The sequence below is a fragment of the Yersinia sp. 2541 StPb PI genome, assembly GCF_052217145.1.
Lineage (GTDB): Bacteria > Pseudomonadota > Gammaproteobacteria > Enterobacterales > Enterobacteriaceae > Yersinia > Yersinia enterocolitica_E.
The window spans coordinates 61,974-76,776 of the sequence record NZ_JAZGQB010000001.1; the positions used below are offsets into that span (position 1 = coordinate 61,974).

Below are 14,803 nucleotides of genomic sequence, written 5' to 3' on the forward strand. Positions count from 1 at the left end.
ATTCGCAAGGATAGTTATATGGCGTGACAGCTTTTCAGCTTTAAAGTTACGCTAACAAAAATATTTAGCGGGAGAAAAGCGCTGCTTCTCTCCCGCTTTAAAACTACTCCGCAGTAACCGCCGCCGGCTGACGGCGAATAAATATCATCACCAAGCCCAGCCACAGCAAGCCACTGATCAGATTGAACAGGTTAAAGATACCGCTGTTGCCCCACAAGTAAGCGATTTTGGCAAACTCAATGCCGAAGGTGAATACCATCATACTGATCATCCCCATGGCGGCAGATACCGTACCTTTACTGATATCACTGGCGAACAGTGTCAACCGCACCAAACCGGCATTAGCCAAGCCAATACCAAAGGCATACAGGCTCAGTCCTGCCGTCATCCACAGATAAGCATGGGATGAATAGAGCGTTGAGCCTGCGGCAACCAGCAAGCCAATAATCATCGGACCGGCACCGTAGCGGATAAGACGTGGAATACTGGTTTTGCCGCTCAATCTCGCCAGTGTCAGATTACCAATAATCAGTGCGCCGAAAATTGGCACCTGCAAAACACCATATTCAACAGTGGATAGCTGCTCACCGCTGATCAAAATGACGGGTGATTGCGCAATCCACGCCAGCAATGGCAGGCTGGCAAAGCCTAACGCCAGGGAACCACACATGAAACGGCGGTTGGCGAGTACCAGCTTATAGTCATGCCACATCGCTGCCACTGACAGTTTCTCTCCTTTCAGAGCGGCGGTTTCCGGCATGGCGCGCCATAAGCCCACAAATGAAATGGCCCCCAGCACGGCAAATAGCACAAACATTGCCTGCCACGGAGCGACATGAATCAAGGCGGCCCCCGCCAGAGGGCCGAGTAATGGGGCAATCAAGGCGACATTGGCCATTAACGCGGTAATTTTAATACAGACCGCTTCTTCAAATGATTCCTGAATAGTGGCGTAACCGACGGCACCAATAAAGCATAAGCCGATCCCTTGCAGGAAGCGCATGGCGATGAACTGTTCGATACTATTGACCAGCAAGATGGCAAGGCATGTCACCACAAAGAATGCGACACCGAACAACATTACCGGGCGGCGCCCACGGCGGTCTGACAACGGCCCAAGTAACCATTGCAAGAACATCCCGCCAGCCAGATAGGCAGTCATAGAGGTCGGAACCCACTCAATACTGGCATTAAAATCAGCCACTACGGCGAGCATACCTGGCTGGATCATATCGTTAGCGATATAAGCGGCAAATTCGAACAATACTAAACAAAGAGGGAATAAAAGCGCCCGTCGACCTAAACGTGTCGCGGGTGAAAATGAAGTTTGCATAAATTAAGCTATTAATAATAAACGTAAAAAAGGATACGGCTCAGGCAGGGTGTGCATTCAAAGCGCGTCAGGTCGGTTATTTTGCCGTCAATAGAGGAATATGGCAATGCCAATTATTTTGGGGATACGTTAAATTTACGTTATTGTTTGCAACCTGATTATTGATGCCGTAAATAGATCAACGCTTTTAGTATGCTGACAGGTGATAGAGAGTATGCATGACCAATAAGATTGGCTGGATTGATAATTTGCGGGCGGTGGCCTGCATTATGGTGGTCATGATCCATGCCACGACCTATTACGTCACCAGTGGTGCTCAGGTGGGTGAGGCTAACTGGGATATTGCCAATCTGCTCAATTCTGCTTCTCGTGCCTGCGTGCCCCTGTTCTTTATGATCTCTGGTTATCTGTTTTTTGGTGAAAAAAGTGCACAGCAAAAGCACTTCACCCGAATTGGGCTATGCCTGCTGTTCTACAGTGTGATTGCCCTGATTTATATTTCGATCCTGACGCCGATCAACGGTTGGAGCTCACTACAGAATATCCTGCAAAAACCGGTGTTTTATCATCTGTGGTTTTTCTACGCCATTATCGTGGTTTATCTGGTATCACCACTGATTAATGTCAAACCGGTGTCAGGCCGCTATCTGGCGGTGGTGATTTTACTGCTGGCAGTGCTAGCCAATCCCCAAGCCAGCAAATATTCGATTGGCGGTTTCCATTTATTGCCAATCAACCTCTATATCTACGGTGATACTTTTTATTACTTGCTGTACGCGCTGTTGGGGCGGGCAATTGGAATGTTGGAAACCAAAGGCAGGGTGATCAGTTGGGGGGCGGCATTGCTGTTTATCACCAGCGTAATATTTATTGCCATCTCAACTGAAAAGCAGACGCGGATTAATGGCAGTTTTGCGGATACTTTCTATATGTATTGTGGCCCGCTGGTGTTCGTTGCGGCGGTATCACTGCTGGTGTGGTTTAAAAACTGCATGAACCAGCAAATTGGCTGGCTAAGCTGGCTCGCCGGGCATTCATTGGCGATTTACGGCTTCCACGCGCTCATTATTCACTTTATTCGCACCCATCATTACGATTTTACGGGTTATCCGATACTGGATATTTTCTATGTTTTCGCACTGGCTCTCGCCCTGAGCACTTTGCTATCCATGGGATTACAGCGCATTGACCGGCGGCGTCTGGTCAGTTAACCACGACCTGCCCACGCTGTTGTGCGCGCCGAAGCTGGCGGCCGGAGGAGAACCCGGCAGCCAGTGCGGCTTTCTCCAGATTAAACCCTTCTTGCAGGCGAACTTCGGCCACTGCGACTCGCAATTGTTCGTGAAATTCACGCACACTGATCCCGACATGTTCGCGGAATAATCGTGTTAAATGGCGGCTACTGACATGTGCTTTCTGCGCGACCTGAAGCAGTGACCATTCGGCTTCCGGTTCTGCCGACATCACATCCTGCGCACGGTGTACGGCGGGATGCAGGTGATTGCGGTAACGTAACCAGGGGGAAAGCTGCGGATCATCGCCAGACCGTCGAAAATAAACCACCATTTCCCGTGCGACTTCTAATGCAGTTTGTGGGCTGCAATAGCGGCTAATCAGATGCAAAGAGAGATCAATACCCGCCGTAATTCCGGCGCTGGTATACACGCCACGGTCTTCAACAAAGATACGGTTTTCTTTGGTTTGTGCGGCGGGTGCCTGCTGACGTAATCGCTCAAGTACATTGTGATGAGTGGTGCATTGGTAGCCATCCAGTAGCCCCGCTTGTGCCGCCAGTAATGCACCGGAGCAGACACAAACCAAGATTATTTTTTGCTGTGTAATGGCTATTTTTTGCTGTTGTAACCAGTGACGGGCTACTGCGGCCGTTTCGGTTGCAAAGTAGTGGCGTGAGTCGCTCACTCCCGGCACGACCAGTAAACTGCCCTCTGGCAAGCGGTCAGGCAGTGGTTGTAACTGGCCTAGCACCATGTCGGTGGAAGCCGTCACTTGCGGCAATGGACTGATATAGAAGAGATTAAATGACCCTGCCAACCGTAAGGTTTCAGCCGGGCCAGTTAAATCCAGCGACAGCACGCCGGGAAGCAATAGGAAATAGACATTTCGTTGCATGGTTAATCCACAGTTACCGTCAGATAACGGTTCAGATAAGCCGGAATATCCGGGGTGTGCTGTAGCAAAGTAGCAACAAAAGCATCGCGTTCAAAGGCCATAACCTGCAAATCCCACACACAGAACGATTCATCCCGTGCCGCACGCCACACTCCCTGCTCTTGTACCCAGACTTTCACGCGCAATTCATTCTCATTGTCCCACCATCCAACAATCAGGTAATTCAGTGTTTTCCCCTGATGCTCAATCACAAAACCAATGCCTGGGCGGTTCACCGTTTCTGCTTCTTCAGGTAACCACTGCCCAACTAACTGATAAGCGGGGGCGTAATATGGTGTGTCACCTTGGGCCTGCGAGTAACGAATAACATAGCGCTTCAACTGCCACTGCTTAAGATATTTAACGTCAGCAGGGGTGATATCTCGTGGCAAATAAGGCTGTGGCTGCCAGTTTACTGTTTTTTCTGCAACCACCTCTGACGGCCGAGTATCCAGAGCATCCAGTGTTTCCGCAACGGTACGGATGGTGGCAAACCGATCGACTAACACGGTTTCAGTGCGCAGCTTTAATTCTTCGCTACTCAATACCACCCCATTTGGCTGCATCATTGGGAAGGTTAGCGTAGCTTCAGTCACGAAGGTCACTTGATAACCTAAATCCGATGCCACACGGGCGGTGGTTTCACAGCATTGCTCAGTACGCATACCGGCAATAATTAGATGATCTATCTGCCTTTCCTTTAGCCACTGATCCAGACCTGAATCAGTCAGCGCGTTATGTACCCGCTTTTGTACGGTAACATCTGCCTGATGGGAAACCAGCGACATTGGTTTAACATAGCCTGAAGCCAGTGAGAAAGGCCCTTCTGGGGCGACATGAAAAACATCGACCAGTGCCACTCCTCGCAGTTTACAGCCGGTAATTAATAGATTCAGTGCCGCCGAGAAGGCGGGTAAGTCTTGCTGCTGCCAAAAAGATTTATGTTCGAAAGATTGTTGAACATCAATAATCAGTAATGCGCTGTTAGTCATTTCCGGCCCTCCGCCGTAAGGATGTAGCTCAATCATGGGCTGGTTTTAACTAGAGCGGAATGCCAAATCCGGCCATCATAGGGTGTAAAAGGGACCAGTTAACCATTTGTTTATATCCCTTATGCTTCAACTTGCTGGTGTATTAGTTGTGCTAGCCTGCATTTTGCAATCTCGGGATATGTATCATTTGGTTTCCAACATCTTTTTTATCGACAAAAATTGACATTAAAAATGTATTCATTGCTTATTATATACAATTTGAATTCATTAAAAGAATAGTTCTATTGATGGCGTATGAATATATTCCTATATTTTGTAGGATTTTTCCTTCAGCATTGTTGATATCTCTGATTTGTCGAATAAACACAGATAAGATTTATTGCTGATATTATAAAAATATTTGAAGTATAACCTTGCTTAGTCAACTCTATTTGGCATAAACAACTGGATTTTGATCATAAACATGGCATAAAACACCAAATAAATTATATATAACGATCGATTTGGCCGATAAATTCGTATTTACTAGATAAAAAGATCGCGTATAGTCCTACCCGTGTCCAGTCGGGGCGAGAACAGCCAGATAATATAAATACATGGGAGTTTATAAAGTATCTGTTACTATTTAATATAAATTACACTTTTATGATTATAATTTAAATGTCGAGACTTAATTCTGGGATTTTTATTCTGGAATGCATTTCTACAATTGAATTTTAGTGTCATTTTGTGATTTCATCTTATTGCATTTTTACTTTCATGTTTTTTATTTATTTTATCGTGGTTATAGCCATCGGTAATGACGTGAGCCGTTGATGGCATTCCATCAGCGTATTCTTTAAATATGGTGTCTAAATAAAGGTTTTTTAATATGTCTAATTTTAAGAAAAGTGCATTGATTATTGCGTTGGCGTCTTCTGCTTTCATTTCCCAAGCATTTGCTGCAGATGAAGGTAATGGCCGTATTCATTTTACCGGTACTGTTATTAATGCACCATGCTCTATCGCGCCGAACTCTACTGATATCAGCGTAGATATGGGGCAGGTAGCGAATAAATTACTGGAAACCGGTAATAAATATTCTCAGAACGTTCAGTACAACATTGACCTGCAAGATTGCGATCTGACTGAACAAACCGCAGGTTCAGTAACTTACCCTGCAATGTCTAAAGTTACCGTAACTTTCGGCGGCGTTTCTGATGCAACCTCTCCAGCATTGCTGGCAAACACCGGTAGCGCAGGTGGTGCAGGTATTCGTCTGATCGACACTAACGGCGCATTGCTGAAAGTGGGTGATACCGGTGCTGATGTTAATCTGGTAACTGGCCCGAATCAGATAGTATTCGCAGCGCGCGTTGAAGCAACTGGCGCACCTGTAACAACCGGTACTATCGTGTCCCAGGCTACTTACGCGCTGAACTATAAATAAAATTACCCTTCGTACTTGGCGTTGCAGCAGCGTTAGCGGCACTTGTTTGCTGCTTTGCTGAAACACCAATTACTTTGGGTCATACCCTGCTTATTTGACGTTACAGCGGCGTATGTAGCTTCAATTTAAGGGGAGGATACTCCCCTTTATTAATACTTTGCCATAAGACAGTGATTTATTTATGCAATATAAATCTAGAAGAAAAGAAATGATCTTTCGAATGGTGCAAATATTAACATTGGCAGGTTTGAGTTTATTATTGCCTGGAATGGCTGCAGCAGTAGAGTTTAATACCAATATTATCGATGCAAAAGATCGCAGTAATATCGATCTGTCTCGTTTTGAGGTTGATGATTATACCCCTCCTGGTGATTATCTGCTTGATGTCCTGATTAATGGCCGGCTGTTACCTGAGCGCTACCTGATACCCTATTTACCTGTCGATGATGGGAAATTAACTAAATTATGCCTGTCTCCAGATTTAGTTGATCTGCTAGGGTTAGCTCCGGCTGTGCGTGAGTCGCTGACATTATGGAATGATGGCAAGTGTGTCTCTATTGATCAAAAAGAAGAAATTACGGCAAATTACGATAAAGAAAAACAATATTTAATTATCTCTATTCCACAAGCATGGTTAGCTTACAGTGATCCTAATTGGGTGCCGCCTTCTCAATGGGATGATGGCATTCCCGGCGCTATATTGGATTACAACCTGTTTGGTAATCGTTATGCGCCGAAAAGTGGTAGTAGTAGCACTAATTTTAGCAGCTACGGAACTGCGGGCGCCAATATGGGGCCATGGCGTATCCGTGCTGATTACCAATATATCAATAATGAAACAGAAGGCTCGCACTACAGTAATTTTGACTGGTCACAAGTGTATGCATTTCGGGCTATCCCAGCGATAGGGGCTAAATTTATTGGTGGTCAAACCTATCTCAGCTCCAGTATTTTCGATTCATTTCGTTTTCTGGGGGCATCACTTTCCAGTGATGAGCGGATGTTGCCACCGACACTGCGTGGCTATGCACCGCAAGTGATCGGCATTGCTCGCACCAATGCCAGAGTCATTCTGAGCCAAAATGGCCGTACCCTTTACCAAACCAACGTTGCTCCGGGGCCGTTTGTTATTCAAGATATTAGTGAGGCGGTACAGGGCAATATTGATGTCCGCGTGGAAGAGGAAGATGGTCGTGTAACCACTTTCCAAGTTAGCGCCGCAACCGTACCATTTTTAACCCGCAAAGGTGCCATCCGCTATAAAACGGCTTTGGGCCGTCCGATGCAGGGCAGCAATAACGCGGTAAGTGATCCGACTTTCTTTAATGGTGAGTTTTCATGGGGGGCATTTAATGATGTTTCCTTGTATGGCGGAGTGATTGCGACGTCACAGGACTACACCGCGATAGCCATGGGTGCTGGGCAAAATTTGCATGATTTCGGTGCGCTGTCTGTCGATGTTACACATTCCCGCTCTCAGTTACCGCATGAAGGGAAGCAGAGTGGTGAAAGCTACCGGGTTAACTATTCCAAGCGTTTTGACCAGACTAATAGCCAGATTACCTTTGCCGGATACCGTTTTTCCGAAAAGAACTTTATGAGCATGAGCCAGTATTTGGATCGGCTAAATGGCAATAATTATCTACAAAATGATAAGCAAACATACACCGTGACCGCGAACCAATATTTGGCCTGGCCGGATATCACTATGTACTTATCTGCTACCCATAAAACTTACTGGAATGATGTATCCAGTAATAATTACGGTGTTTCTGTCAGCAAAATTTTTGATATTGGCTCTTTTAAAGGCATTTCGACGACAATCTCTGCCAATAAAGTGAAATACCAGTATGAAAGCGAAAATCAGGTGTTCTTCTCATTCAGCGTCCCGATTGGTGTTGGGCAGCAGGTCAGTTATGACGCGCAACGTGATAAGAACAACGGCTACTCGCAGAATATCTCCTATTTCAACAGCCAGGACCCGAGGAATATCTGGCGTGTCAGCGCCGGGGGCGCCAGCCCTGAAATACAGCAAGGAAATGGCGTGTTCCGTGGTGGCTATCAGCATAGCTCCCCTTATGGTGAGTTTGGTGTCGATGCCAGCCATAAAAATAATGAATATAACTCGTTGAATACCAACTGGTATGGCTCGATAACCGCGACTGCGAAGGGTGTTTCAGCTCACCAGAATAAATCGGGTAATGAGCCAAGAATAATGATTGATACCGGCAATGTTTCAGGTGTGTCATTGAATAATAATTCGGCGATTACCAATCGGTTTGGTGTGGCAGTGGTAAATGGCGTTACCAGTTATCAGCAGTCAGACGTTCGGGTTGATGTGCAAAGCCTGCCGGAAGATATTGAAGTCTATAGTACTGTTATTCAAAAAACTCTAACCGAAGGTGCTATTGGTTACCGTGAAATTAGGGCAGTAAAAGGTCAGCAAATTATGGCCATAATCCGCCTCAATGACGGTAGTTTCCCACCACTTGGGTCATCGGTTATTGCTGATAAAACCGGAGCCGAGGTAGGTATTTTAGGCGAAAGTGGCTTGGCCTATTTGGCTGGCTTAGAAGATGCCGGGAAACTGACGGTTCAGTGGGGCAAAAAGCAGTGCAAGATAGTATTGCCGGAAAATAACGGCATGAATTCAGGGAAAATTCTACTTCCTTGTCAGTAGGTTAGGCAGCAATATGGAAAAATATTAATTAAAATAGTTTATTGACCGAAAACTATTATTGACCGTAAATTATTTTTTACCCAAAACTGTTGCTTACTTAAAGCAGTTATTCACAGCATAACGATCTAATTTAGAGCGGAACAGAAAATGAAAGACCTTAATAACATGATGCTGGTTAGGAAGAACCAGCAGATAAATAATGCCATAGTAGGGATTGCCTTATTGCTTACCACGATGGTCAGTGAGGCGGCGATTAATCTTGACCGGACACGGATTATCTTCAACAGCAGCGATAAATCAGCCAGTGTTATTTTGCAAAATCAGAGTAAAACATCACCTTATTTAGCGCAATCATGGTTAGAAAATGCCGCTGGCCAGAAAGTAGATAACCCATTGGTTGCTTTACCGCCAATGCAGCGGATTAATGCCGGCCAAAAAAGTCAGGTGCGCATTATGAAACTGCCTGATGCTGATAAATTAGCTACAGATCGCGAGACGCTATTCTATTTCAACGTGCGGGAAGTACCACCAAAAAGTGAAATGACCAACGTGGTACAAATTGCGATTCAAAATAGAGTGAAGCTATTTTACCGCCCTACGGCGATAAAAGCAGATTATAACGAGGTCTGGCAGGAAAAATTACAGATTAGTAAGCAAGGTGAAAGTCTAAAAATTCATAACCCGACACCGTATTACATCACGTTAGGGTATTTAAGCCAGGATAATCGCGGTAATTTCCCCGGTTTCGATAGCCTAATGATCGCGCCTTTTGGTACTGAGATTGCCAAGACGCCAGGTTATAGTGGCAGTCGTTATAGCATTGGTTATATGGATGATTTTGGTGGCATGGTCATCCGTATTTTTAACTGCTCGGCTGTTGATTGCCAAATTCAACCTGCGGAAAAGAAAAAGTAATGCGCGCAGCCTGTTCCGGTACCGGTAAAGGAATGACAATGACTCATGCTATGTTAAATAAAATGGGCCGGATGGGTGGCTCGGTAGTTATTTTATTGGTGACGCTGCTGTTATCGCAGGCGGCCTATGCCCTTGATTGTGTTGAAAAGGGAACCGGTATTGTGATTAAGCCTGCGATACCTATCGGGCAATTAGCGATACCATCGAATGTTGCGGCAGGGACGAAAGTCTGGGAATCGAACGATATTACTGTTACAGCCTATTGCGATAACGTATTAGGCTCGACGGTTGACCAAGTGTGGTTCTATTTTAACCCGCTACATCAATCGTTGGGGCAGGGGTTGCAATTAGGTGTCAGTTATAATGGGCAGGATTTAGAAACTAACGCGGCCCGTTTAAATACCAATTCCTCTCCGATTGTTAAAGGGCAAAACGTTACCGTTACGGTGACTTTCCGGCTATATATTAAAGTGACCGGTAACCCACCTTCGAGCGGTTATTATGTGGGTGCAGATAACTTCACGGTATTCCAACTTGATGGTTCAACTGGGCTGAATCTGACCTCTGGGGCAAAGAACTTGCGCTATGCCTTATCAGGGTTAACGGGAGTACGGTTTATTGCCTGCGGTGCAGACTTGGTGGTATATCCAGAATCGCAAATCGTGAATTTTGGCGTATTCAATAAAGCGTTGCTACAAAATAGCGGCAATAATATTAGTCAGCCGTTTTCCATTACCGCAGTCAAACAAGGTTGCTTGTCCAATTTTTCTATTCAGGCGCAGTTCTCAACCACGAATCCGTTAGTGGGTGATAATGCCATTGATATGCAAAACGGCACGAAATTGACGATTTATAATGATGCCAGTCAGGCGATTGTATATAACCGTTATAACGAGTTCGCACAGTTGAACGATGTGAGTCAGGTGACAAAAAATTATACTGCCAGCCTGAATGCTATTGCCGGGCAATCAGTGAAATTAGGCCAATTTGATGCCACAGCCATCGTGAAAATCAACTATTACTAATACGCTCAGGGCTGAGGGGTATTACTCGCCAGCCCTGAGGTGTTATTTACTCACATAACGGCAGTAATTGCTGATAGAGCTTTTTGAAGATTGTCCGTTGAGCAGTGTAATAGTGATGGCGATCTGTATCAGGTAAATGGGTTTGTTCCAATATCAGTTCAGGTAATAAGTCCGCTAATGGCGTTTCTGGGTTCAGTGCAATTTGAGCCAACCGGGCTGCGCCCAACGCTGGGCCGATATCCCCCCCGGTACGATATTCCAGCGTTTGGCCACTGATATCAGCCAACATTTGCCGCCAATAGGCACTGCGAGCCCCCCCGCCAATCAATGTGACTGATGTCGGCTGCAATCCGCTGGCATGCACCGCATCCATCCCATCAGCTAAAGCAAATCCCACCCCTTCTAACACCGCACGGGCTAAATCTGCCCTGCCATGTTGGTGGGTAAAGCCCCAGAATGCCCCTTTAGCATTGGGGTTATTATGGGGAGTCCGTTCGCCAGAAAGGTAGGGTAAGAACCATACCGGGGTAGCCGCTGGCGGTGCTTTCTCCACTTCTGCTATCAGTGCAGGAACATTATCGACGCCGGTGAGTTGGCAAGCCCAGTCAAGACAGGATGCGGCACTTAGCATCACCGACATCAGGTGCCAGGTATGTGGTAATGCATGGCAAAAACTATGAACTGCGCTGGCGGGGTTGCTGAGAAAGCCGTCACTGACGGCAAAATAGACGCCGGAGGTACCCAGCGACAACATCGCCTGTCCGGTCTGATACAGACCAACACCAATAGCACCGGCAGCATTATCACCACCTCCGGCCACTACCGGAATGGTGTTGATACCCCAGCGGTGGGCAATAGCTGTACTGACATGGCCGGTAATCTGGCTGCCTTCAAACAGTGCTGGCATGTGCTGGCGGTTTAAACCGCAGGCGGCCAACATCTCATCACTCCAGTCACGCTGCGCGACATCCAGCCACATAGTACCGGCGGCATCGGACATATCGCTGGCGAAATCACCACTGATCAGAAAACGAAGATAATCTTTTGGTAACAGTACCTTATCAATACGACTAAAAATATCTGGCTCATGCTCAGCCAGCCATTTCAGTTTTGGTGCGGTAAACCCGGGCATCATCAGATTACCTGTAATCTGGCGCGACTCGGGTACTGCTTGCTCCAGTGCCTGACATTGGGCAAAACTGCGACCATCATTCCATAGAATGGCTGGGCGCAGCACCTGATGTTGTTTATCCAGTAAGGTTGCGCCGTGCATTTGCCCGGTTAACCCAAGGGCTTTTACCTGCTGCAAATCATGTGCTGCGGCCAGAGCCTGCATGGCCTGATCGGTTGCCTGCCACCAGTCAGCCGGGTTTTGTTCCGACCACAACGGGCGTGGGCGCGAGACGGATAAAGCGGCACTTTGGCTCGCAACTACTTGCCCGTTTTCGGCCAGTAGAATTGCTTTGACGCCGGAGGTGCCCAAGTCGATGCCAAGGTACATATACCTTCCTTATAGGTGAGATTGGGGCAGCGGGTGCCCCATCTTAAACATCAGCCGAATAAATAGCGGTTAACCAGATTTTCTAACTGCTCCTGATGACCACTCTGATGTTGCGGATTCAGGTTATGCTGTTCGGCATAGCGTGCCAGCTCTTCCAGCGACAGTTTACCTTGCAGAATTTGCTGACCCATCTCAGTATTCCAACCGGCATAGCGCTTGGCAACGCGTTGATCCAACTGACCATCTTCAATCATTTTGGCGGCAACTTTCAGTGCCAGCGCCATGGTATCCATTGCCCCAATATGGCCATAGAACAGGTCATATTTATCGGTACTTTGGCGGCGTACTTTTGCATCAAAGTTCAGCCCACCGGTAGTAAAACCACCCGCTTTGAGGATCTCAAACATCACCAACGCATTTTCTTCTACACTGTTTGGAAACTGATCAGTATCCCAGCCCAACTGTGGATCACCACGGTTAGCATCTACTGAACCGAAAATACCTAAGGCAATAGCACTGGCGATTTCGTGATGGAACGAGTGGCCCGCCAATGTGGCATGGTTGGCCTCAATATTTACTTTAATCTCTTTTTCCAGCCCAAACTGCTTGAGGAAGCCATAAACGGTAGCCACGTCATAGTCGTACTGATGCTTGGTGGGCTCCTGTGGCTTAGGTTCAATTAATAGCGTGCCCTGGAAACCGGTTTTATGTTTGTGCTCCACCACCATCTGCATAAAGCGGCCAATCTGCTCGCGTTCCTGGCGCAAATCGGTGTTTAACAGTGTTTCGTAGCCCTCACGCCCGCCCCATAACACATAGTTTTCACCGCCGAGTTTTTTGGTGGCATTCATGGCAGTAAAGACTTGAGTTGCAGCCCAACTAAAGACTTCTGGATCAGGGTTAGTGGCTGCCCCCGCGCCATAGCGTGGATGGGTAAAGCAGTTAGCTGTACCCCATAATAATTTTACGCCGCTGCTCTCTTGTTTCTCGGCCAATACCTCGGTCATAACGGCAAAATTATTAAGATACTCTTTCATTGACGCGCCTTCTGGCGAGACATCGATATCATGGAAGCAGTAATAAGGCACATTCAGTTTATGAAAGAATTCAAATGCGACATCGGCTTTGCGTTTTGCCAGAGCCAGTGCATCCCCCGGATGCTGCCACGGGCGATCAAAGGCATTGCTGCCAAACATATCGGCCCCGCCCCAGCAGAAGGTATGCCAATAACAGGCCGCAAACCGGAGGTGGTCGGCCATTCGCTTACCAAGAATAATTTCATCCGGGTTGTAATGATGAAATGCCAGCGGGTTAGCGCTCTGGCTGCCTTCGTAACGCACTTGTTCTAATTCATCAAAATAAGATTGCATGCAATACTCCTTGGAAGCTGGCCCCGCTTTTGCCGGGCTGATGAGCTTTTATCTTCGGAGTTGTTAGCGATTCTCTCAATTACGTTATTTCACACTTAAATTCAGAGAATTATTAATTGTGGTGTAGATCTCATAAATAACCGCTTAATTATAAAAATGCTTAGATATTCATTACACGGATAACATCCCGTAATGGAATTATGCATTTTATGAGGAAGAAAACATGATCGTTATCATAAAATTAACATTAAACCAAAAAACATAATTGGCGGATGAAAATCTGTAATTGCCGATGTGCAAATAAGCGTCAACAATCCCTATTGCAGTCGATGTTTACCGTTTCTCTTACCCTGCTTGCACAATAAGAAAGGTACCGAAAGATGAAATTTAAGAACATTTTACTCTCCGCATGTGCCGCTCTGGTGATGATTAGCCAGCCCGGATTTAGTAAAGAAATTAAAATCGGTATGGCGATAGATGATCTCCGCCTGGAACGTTGGCAGAAAGACCGCGACATTTTTGTTAACAAAGCTGAATCACTTGGCGCTAAAGTATTTGTGCAATCTGCAAATGGCAATGAAGAAACACAGATGTCACAAATAGAAAATATGATTAATCGTGGCGTTGATGTGTTAGTTATTATTCCCTATAACGGTCAAGTATTAAGTAACGTTATCGCCGAGGCTAAACGGGAAGGGATAAAGGTATTAGCGTATGATCGTATGATAAATAACGCTGATATTGATTTTTATATCTCATTTGATAATGAAAAAGTGGGTGAGTTGCAGGCGAAAAGCCTGGTTGAGCGGGTGCCGCAAGGCAATTACTTCCTGATGGGTGGGTCACCCGTCGACAACAATGCCAAGTTGTTCCGCCAAGGGCAAATGACAGTGCTTAATCCACTGATAAAAGAGGGGAAAATAAAAATTGTCGGTGATCAGTGGGTTGATGCCTGGTTACCAGAAAATGCCTTGAAAATTATGGAGAATGCACTCACTGCCAACAATAACAAGATTGATGCTGTGGTGGCATCCAATGATGCAACTGCTGGCGGGGCAATTCAGGCGTTAGCCGCACAAGGGTTGGCAGGGAAGGTGGCTATTTCCGGTCAGGATGCTGATTTGGCTGCAATAAAACGAATTGTTGCGGGTACGCAAACCATGACCGTATATAAACCAATCAGTAAATTAGCCAATGATGCGGCAGAAATTGCAGTCACCCTGGGTAAAGGTGAGGAACCAAAAGCCAACAGTAAATTAAATAATGGTATAAAAGATGTTCCTGCTTATTTATTAACACCGATTCAAGTTGATAAAAGCAATATTGATAGCACTATCATAGCCGACGGATTCCACAAAAAAGCAGATGTTTATTGATTGGCATATTGCT

11 protein-coding genes are annotated in these 14,803 nt (G+C 46.2%); 6 read left to right on the forward strand and 5 right to left on the reverse strand.

Annotated elements, in window-relative coordinates; genetic code table 11:
* Positions 1 to 103: 103 nt before the first annotated feature.
* Entirely contained in the window at positions 104 to 1,333 is a 1,230-nt protein-coding gene (locus V1953_RS00260; protein WP_442850544.1) for an MFS transporter, read from the reverse strand.
* 218 nt (positions 1,334 to 1,551) lie between these two features.
* Here V1953_RS00260 and V1953_RS00265 point away from each other — a divergent pair, with 218 nt between their 5' ends.
* Entirely contained in the window at positions 1,552 to 2,544 is a 993-nt protein-coding gene (locus tag V1953_RS00265; protein ID WP_083161449.1) for an acyltransferase, read from the forward strand.
* Here V1953_RS00265 and V1953_RS00270 read toward each other — a convergent pair.
* Positions 2,537 to 3,463, reverse strand: a complete 927-nt coding sequence (locus V1953_RS00270; protein WP_083161447.1) for a GlxA family transcriptional regulator — start codon at positions 3,461 to 3,463, stop codon at positions 2,537 to 2,539. The genes V1953_RS00265 and V1953_RS00270 overlap by 8 nt on opposite strands.
* A 2-nt stretch (positions 3,464 to 3,465) precedes the next feature.
* Entirely contained in the window at positions 3,466 to 4,494 is a 1,029-nt protein-coding gene (locus V1953_RS00275) for a cysteine hydrolase family protein (protein ID WP_442850545.1), read from the reverse strand.
* 871 nt (positions 4,495 to 5,365) lie between these two features.
* Here V1953_RS00275 and V1953_RS00280 point away from each other — a divergent pair.
* From V1953_RS00280 to V1953_RS00295, 4 genes are all read left to right on the forward strand, one after another.
* Positions 5,366 to 5,923 (forward strand): fimbrial protein, encoded by a 558-nt coding sequence (locus V1953_RS00280; RefSeq protein ID WP_083161443.1) that lies wholly within the window; start codon positions 5,366 to 5,368, stop codon positions 5,921 to 5,923.
* Positions 5,924 to 6,143: 220 nt separating this feature from the next.
* Positions 6,144 to 8,603, forward strand: coding sequence for a fimbria/pilus outer membrane usher protein (locus V1953_RS00285; protein ID WP_227746574.1), 2,460 nt, complete (start codon positions 6,144 to 6,146; stop codon positions 8,601 to 8,603).
* A 147-nt stretch (positions 8,604 to 8,750) separates the two neighbouring features.
* On the forward strand, positions 8,751 to 9,518 hold the full coding sequence (locus V1953_RS00290; protein WP_083161439.1) for a fimbrial biogenesis chaperone: 768 nt from the start codon (positions 8,751 to 8,753) through the stop codon (positions 9,516 to 9,518).
* Positions 9,519 to 9,556: 38 nt separating this feature from the next.
* Positions 9,557 to 10,543, forward strand: coding sequence for a fimbrial protein (locus V1953_RS00295; protein WP_083163973.1), 987 nt, complete (start codon positions 9,557 to 9,559; stop codon positions 10,541 to 10,543).
* Positions 10,544 to 10,589: 46 nt separating this feature from the next.
* On the opposite strand, the gene xylB is transcribed toward V1953_RS00295, so the two are convergent.
* Together xylB and xylA are read right to left on the reverse strand one after the other, a co-directional pair.
* Positions 10,590 to 12,044: a xylulokinase gene (gene xylB, locus V1953_RS00300; RefSeq protein WP_372568446.1), complete on the reverse strand. Its 1,455-nt coding sequence runs from the start codon at positions 12,042 to 12,044 to the stop codon at positions 10,590 to 10,592.
* 50 nt (positions 12,045 to 12,094) lie between these two features.
* Positions 12,095 to 13,414, reverse strand: coding sequence for a xylose isomerase (gene xylA, locus V1953_RS00305; protein ID WP_083161436.1), 1,320 nt, complete (start codon positions 13,412 to 13,414; stop codon positions 12,095 to 12,097).
* 380 nt (positions 13,415 to 13,794) lie between these two features.
* Here xylA and xylF point away from each other — a divergent pair, with 380 nt between their 5' ends.
* A complete protein-coding gene (xylF, locus tag V1953_RS00310) occupies positions 13,795 to 14,790 on the forward strand; it encodes a D-xylose ABC transporter substrate-binding protein (RefSeq protein ID WP_050086873.1) in 996 nt (331 codons plus the stop codon).
* Positions 14,791 to 14,803: the final 13 nt, after the last annotated feature.